This window comes from Citrobacter sp. Igbk 16, assembly GCF_028069755.1.
In the GTDB taxonomy this organism is placed as follows: domain Bacteria; phylum Pseudomonadota; class Gammaproteobacteria; order Enterobacterales; family Enterobacteriaceae; genus Citrobacter.
Genome location: NZ_JANEWJ010000059.1, coordinates 1 through 6,080 on the forward strand (window position 1 = coordinate 1; position 6,080 = coordinate 6,080).

The following is a 6,080-nucleotide window of genomic DNA, read 5'->3' on the forward strand; positions in this document are numbered from 1 at the left end:
GTCTTAATATTTAAGTTGTTGTTTGTTAAGGATTTAATTGAAAAGGTATTTCATATTAAATCTGTGATCCAGCTCGCTATTTCAGTGCGTGATATTAACGTGCGTGAACAGAATACTATTCGCTTTTATTGCAAGATTATTCGTATGGCTGGAATTGAATGAGATAACGATGGTTTAAAAAATAGCCAAAGTAAAAGCTGGGCTGATGGATTTATGTTAAGTGTTTAGCTTGATTATGTGATCTGCGTCACATATTCTTTAAATTCGCAGCATGGCTACGTTGTATGTGTAACGGGTGGCGGGTAGAGTTGCGTCGAATTAGGAAAAATCTTAGACATTTGTAAGAAATGATGTGAGCTTGTAAGGGGCGCGGCATTCTAAGAAAGGAATGTTTAGACAACGCGTAAGCGCCATCACGTTGCTATGTATTTGACCTTTTGCTTTTTTTTACCGGGCCTTCCCGGCGACATCACGGGGTGCGGTTCTGCCGCATGAAAATAATGTTGGTTATTATGGATGCAAATAATGCATACATCCGAGTTGCTGAAACACATTTATGACATCAATTTGTCGTATTTATTGCTTGCACAGCGTTTGATCGTTCAGGACAAAGCATCTGCAATGTTCCGCTTGGGTATCAGCGAAGAGATGGCGGATACATTGGCAACATTAACACTTCCTCAAATGGTCAAATTGGCTGAAACCAATCAACTGGTATGCCATTTCCGTTTCGACGATCATCAGACTGTAACGCGTTTGACGCAAGATTCCCGCGTTGACGATCTTCAGCAAATTCATACCGGTATCATGCTTTCAACACGTCTGCTTAACGACATTGATGACGCAGCGCGTAAGAAAAGGGCTTGATGATGAGCGAAAAAAGCATTGTTCAGGAAGCGCGTGATATCCAGTTAGCGATGGAATTAATCACATTGGGCGCCCGTTTGCAAATGCTGGAAAGCGAAACGCAATTAAGCCGTGGCCGACTCATCAAGCTGTACAAAGAATTACGCGGTAGTCCTCCGCCAAAAGGGATGCTTCCGTTTTCCACCGACTGGTTTATGACGTGGGAACAAAATATTCATGCATCGATGTTTTGTAATGCATGGCAATTTCTGCTTAAAACCGGTTTGTGTAGCGGCGTGGATGCTGTGATTAAGGCGTATCGGTTATATCTTGAGCAGTGCCCGCAGCCAGAAGAAGGGCCATTGTTGGCGCTTACTCGTGCGTGGACCCTTGTCCGTTTTGTTGACAGTGGTTTGCTTGAATTGTCCGCCTGTAACTGCTGCGGCGGAAATTTTATTACCCACGCGCACCAACCCGCAGGCAGCTTCGCCTGCAGTTTATGTCAGCCGCCATCGCGAGCCGTAAAAAGACGTAAACTTTCCCAGAATGCTGCCGATATTATTCCACAACTGCTGGATGAACAGATCGAACAGGCTGTTTAACTGATACGGTGTGGATAAACACTCCAGCAGCGGTAAGCGATTACCGCTGCTTTTTTTTGTCCTGACCATGAGTTAACTGCCCGACTGCGCATCCTGTCATAGTCAATTGCGAAAGGATGATGTCGTGCTTATCTTATTAGGTTACCTGGTTGTTATTGGTACAGTTTTCGGCGGTTACATGATGACCGGCGGACACCTTGGGGCACTCTATCAACCGGCTGAGCTGGTGATCATCGGTGGCGCAGGTATCGGGGCATTCATTGTTGGCAACAACGGTAAAGCCATCAAAGGGACGATGAAAGCGATCCCGTTGCTTTTTCGGCGTTCGAAATATACCAAAGCCATGTATATGGACCTGCTGGCGTTACTCTACCGCCTGATGGCTAAGTCACGTCAGCAAGGCATGTTCTCGCTTGAACGCGATATCGAAAATCCAAAAGAGAGTGAAATTTTCGCCAGCTATCCGCGTATTCTTGCGGATGCAGTGATGCTTGATTTTATTGTCGATTACCTGCGTCTGATTATCAGCGGCAACATGAATACGTTTGAAATTGAAGCGCTGATGGACGAAGAGATTGAGACGCATGAAAGTGAGGCCGAAGTTCCGGCTAACAGTCTTGCGATGGTCGGTGACTCATTGCCAGCGTTCGGGATCGTGGCTGCGGTGATGGGGGTTGTGCATGCGCTGGCTTCAGCCGATCGTCCGGCGGCTGAACTGGGTGCTCTGATTGCACATGCCATGGTAGGGACATTCCTCGGTATTTTACTGGCCTATGGATTTATTTCCCCACTCGCCAGCGTCCTGCGACAGAAAAGCGCTGAAACAACCAAGATGATGCAGTGTGTGAAGATCACTCTGCTCTCCAATCTGAATGGCTACGCGCCACCGATTGCGGTTGAGTTTGGTCGTAAGACGTTGTATTCCAGCGAGCGTCCTTCGTTTATCGAACTGGAAGAGCATGTTCGTGCAGTGAGAAATCCAGCAGCGCAGCAGACGACCGAGGACGCATGAAAAATCAGGCCCATCCCATTATCGTCGTAAAGCGACGTAAACATAAAAATCACGGTGGTGGGGCGCATGGTTCGTGGAAAATTGCCTACGCCGATTTTATGACCGCGATGATGGCCTTCTTTCTGGTGATGTGGCTTATTTCCATCTCCAGCCCTAAAGAACTGATTCAAATTGCCGAATATTTCCGTACACCGCTGGCTACTGCGGTGACGGGGGGAAATCGGATCTCGAACAGCCAAAGCCCAATTCCCGGTGGGGGTGATGATTACACCCAGCAGCAGGGGGAAGTAAACAAGCAGCCCAACATTGATGACCTGAGAAAGCGTATGGAGCAAAGCCGCCTGAGCAAGCTACGTGGCGATCTCGATCAGCTGATTGAATCCGACCCTAAGCTACGCGCACTGCGCCCACATCTGAAAATTGATTTAGTCCAGGAAGGGCTGCGGATACAGATTATCGACAGTCAGAACCGCCCGATGTTTAAAACCGGAAGCGCAGAGGTTGAACCTTACATGCGTGATATTTTGCGGGCGATTGCGCCCGTACTGAACGGGATCCCAAACCGTATCAGTCTTTCTGGTCATACAGATGATTATCCCTATGCCAACGGTGAGAAGGGATATAGCAACTGGGAACTGTCAGCCGATCGCGCCAATGCATCGCGTCGCGAGTTGGTCAGCGGTGGACTGGATGATGGAAAAGTATTACGGGTGGTAGGTATGGCCGCCACGATGCGTCTGAGCGATCGCGGTCCCGAGGACGCCATCAACCGCCGTATAAGCCTGCTGGTTCTGAATAAGCAGGCCGAAGAGGCCATTTTGCATGAAAACGCTGAAAGCCAGAATGAGCCGGTAAGTGTCTTACAACAGCCCGCGGCGGTGCCGCCGGCAAGCGTTCCCACATCGCCACCAGCCAATCCGAGGTGATAGCGTGAGCATGGATATTAGCGATTTTTATCAGACATTTTTTGATGAAGCTGACGAACTGTTGGCTGACATGGAGCAACACCTGCTGGATCTGGTGCCTGAAGCCCCGGACTCCGAACAGCTGAATGCCATTTTTCGTGCAGCGCACTCGATTAAAGGCGGGGCGGGCACTTTCGGCTTTACCATTTTGCAGGAAACGACCCATCTGATGGAAAACCTGCTGGATGAAGCGCGGCGTGGCGAGATGCAGCTCAATGCCGACATTATCAACCTGTTTTTGGAAACGAAAGATATTATGCAGGAACAGCTCGACGCCTATAAAAACTCAGAGGAGCCGGATGCCGCCAGCTTTGAGTACATTTGTAATGCGTTACGACAGTTAGCGCTCGAAGCAAAAGGTGAAACCGCGCCCGCGGTGGTCAATAGCGCCAAATTGAGCGTTGTTGATAGCACGGCGATACAAGACGAGGTGGTTGCACAAGCCGCCCCTGCCGCTGAAGAGGTCAAAAAGCGGATCATTCTCTCGCGCCTTAAAGCCAGTGAAGTCGATTTACTGGAAGAGGAACTGGGGAATCTGGCGACCTTGAGCGATGTGGTCAAAGGTGCTGACACGCTGTCGGCTACGATCGACGGTAACCTCGCCGAAGATGACATTATTGCTGTGCTCTGCTTCGTCATTGAAGCGGATCAGATCGAGTTCGAAACCATCACTGCTGCGCCGACTACTGCAGAAACGCCAGCTGTTGCTGATGTCGTCGAACCACAGCCACTGCCGGTTGCTGCACCAGCACCTGCGCCGGTGGTCAAAGCGACCGCCAACGAAGCTCCGCATGGACGAGTAGAGCGTGAGAAACCTGCGCGGGCCAGTGAATCGACCAGTATCCGCGTGGCGGTTGAGAAGGTCGATCAACTGATTAACCTGGTGGGTGAACTGGTCATCACACAGTCAATGCTGGCTCAGCGTTCGAACGAACTGGATCCGGTAAATCATGGCGATCTCATCACCAGCATGGGGCAGTTACAACGTAACGCCCGCGATCTGCAGGAATCGGTGATGTCGATTCGTATGATGCCGATGGAATATGTTTTTAGCCGCTTCCCGCGCCTGGTGCGCGATCTGGCGGGTAAATTGGGTAAACAGGTTGAACTGACCCAGGTCGGTAGCTCCACCGAACTGGATAAGAGTCTGATCGAACGTATTATCGATCCGTTGACGCACCTGGTGCGTAATAGCCTCGATCACGGTATTGAATTGCCGGAAAAACGCATCGAATCCGGGAAAAGTCCGATTGGTAATCTGACACTCTCTGCCGAACACCAGGGCGGGAATATTTGTATCGAAGTGACCGATGATGGCGCGGGTCTGAACCGCGAACGTATCCTGGCGAAAGCGATTTCCCAGGGGATGCCAATCCACGAAAACATGAGCGATGACGAAGTTGGCATGCTGATCTTCGCCCCGGGATTCTCAACCGCCGAGCAGGTAACGGATGTTTCCGGGCGTGGTGTCGGTATGGACGTGGTGAAGCGAAATATCCAGGAGATGGGCGGGCACGTTGAGATCCAGTCGAAACAGGGCCAGGGCACAACCATCCGTATTTTGTTGCCGCTGACGCTGGCTATCCTTGATGGTATGTCTGTTCGTGTAGCCGATGAAGTGTTTATCCTGCCGCTGAATGCGGTAATGGAGTCTCTGCAACCTCGGGAAGAAGATCTCCATCCGCTGGCCGGGGGAGAGCGTGTTCTGGAAGTGCGTGGTGAGTATTTACCGCTGGTTGAGTTGTGGAAAGTCTTTGAGGTCGAAGGTGCAAAAACTGAAGCAACTCAGGGTATTGTAGTGATTTTACAAAGTGCAGGGCGTCGCTACGCGTTGCTGGTCGATCAGTTAATTGGTCAACATCAGGTAGTGGTAAAAAACCTGGAAAGCAACTACCGCAAAGTGCCAGGCATTTCCGCAGCAACGATCCTCGGCGACGGTAGCGTCGCGCTGATTGTCGATGTCTCTGCATTGCAGGGGTTAAACCGCGAACAACGTGTGGCAATCACAGCCGCCTGATTGAGTAAGAAAGGGAAGAATATGACCGGTATGAGTAATGTAACTAAACTGGCCGGCGAACCGTCAGGTCAGGAATTCCTCGTGTTTACGTTAGGGGATGAAGAGTACGGTATCGATATCCTGAAAGTGCAGGAAATCCGCGGCTACGATCAGGTTACGCGTATTGCCAATACGCCAGCCTTTATTAAAGGTGTGACAAACCTGCGCGGCGTGATTGTGCCGATCGTTGATCTGCGTGTGAAGTTCAGCCAGAGCGATGTGGATTACAACGAAAACACCGTCGTGATTGTCCTGAATCTGGGTCAGCGTGTGGTGGGAATCGTTGTTGATGGTGTATCCGACGTGCTGTCGCTGACGACGGATCAAATCCGTCCTGCGCCTGAATTTGCTGTTACCTTGTCTACGGAATATCTGACCGGGCTGGGGGCGTTGGGTGACCGGATGCTGATTCTGGTGAATATTGAGAAACTGCTGAACAGCGAAGAAATGGCACTATTGGATATCGCGGCTTCGCATATGGCATAAAAGTAGTCAATATTATCATTCTTTGTAATATTTAGCTGGCAGTTATTAAACGCCCTCCGCAATATGGAGGGCGTTTTGCTTTTAATTTTTGGTGTGGGGAAATTAAGTAATAA

At 50.0% G+C, this 6,080-nt stretch carries 6 protein-coding genes; all 6 read left to right on the forward strand.

Annotated elements, in window-relative coordinates:
• Positions 1-525: 525 nt before the first annotated feature.
• The gene (flhD, locus tag NNO03_RS22210) at positions 526-867 is read left to right on the forward strand and encodes a flagellar transcriptional regulator FlhD (RefSeq protein ID WP_040232414.1); all 342 of its coding nucleotides are present in this window, start codon (positions 526-528) and stop codon (positions 865-867) included.
• 2 nt (positions 868-869) lie between these two features.
• Positions 870-1,448 (forward strand): flagellar transcriptional regulator FlhC, encoded by a 579-nt coding sequence (gene flhC, locus NNO03_RS22215; RefSeq protein ID WP_005127694.1) that lies wholly within the window; start codon positions 870-872, stop codon positions 1,446-1,448.
• Between the two features lie 124 nt (positions 1,449-1,572).
• Positions 1,573-2,460: a flagellar motor stator protein MotA gene (gene motA / locus NNO03_RS22220; protein WP_005127691.1), complete on the forward strand. Its 888-nt coding sequence runs from the start codon at positions 1,573-1,575 to the stop codon at positions 2,458-2,460.
• Complete coding sequence (gene motB / locus NNO03_RS22225) at positions 2,457-3,386, forward strand: flagellar motor protein MotB (RefSeq protein ID WP_271442788.1); 930 nt, start codon at positions 2,457-2,459, stop codon at positions 3,384-3,386. Before motA ends, motB begins: the two co-directional genes overlap by 4 nt.
• A gap of 4 nt (positions 3,387-3,390) precedes the next feature.
• Positions 3,391-5,442 (forward strand): chemotaxis protein CheA, encoded by a 2,052-nt coding sequence (gene cheA, locus NNO03_RS22230; RefSeq protein WP_271442787.1) that lies wholly within the window; start codon positions 3,391-3,393, stop codon positions 5,440-5,442.
• A gap of 21 nt (positions 5,443-5,463) precedes the next feature.
• On the forward strand, positions 5,464-5,967 hold the full coding sequence (cheW, locus tag NNO03_RS22235; protein ID WP_003839146.1) for a chemotaxis protein CheW: 504 nt from the start codon (positions 5,464-5,466) through the stop codon (positions 5,965-5,967).
• Positions 5,968-6,080 lie beyond the last annotated feature (113 nt).

Bases quoted from the DNA above. Each gene is read 5' to 3' on its own strand.
- flhC (WP_005127694.1), top strand. From the start codon at position 870: ATGAGCGAAAAAAGCATTGTTCAGGAAGCGCGTGATATCCAGTTAGCG.
- cheW (WP_003839146.1), top strand. From the start codon at position 5,464: ATGACCGGTATGAGTAATGTAACTAAACTGGCCGGCGAACCGTCAGGT.
- motB (WP_271442788.1), top strand. From the start codon at position 2,457: ATGAAAAATCAGGCCCATCCCATTATCGTCGTAAAGCGACGTAAACAT.
- flhD (WP_040232414.1), top strand. From the start codon at position 526: ATGCATACATCCGAGTTGCTGAAACACATTTATGACATCAATTTGTCG.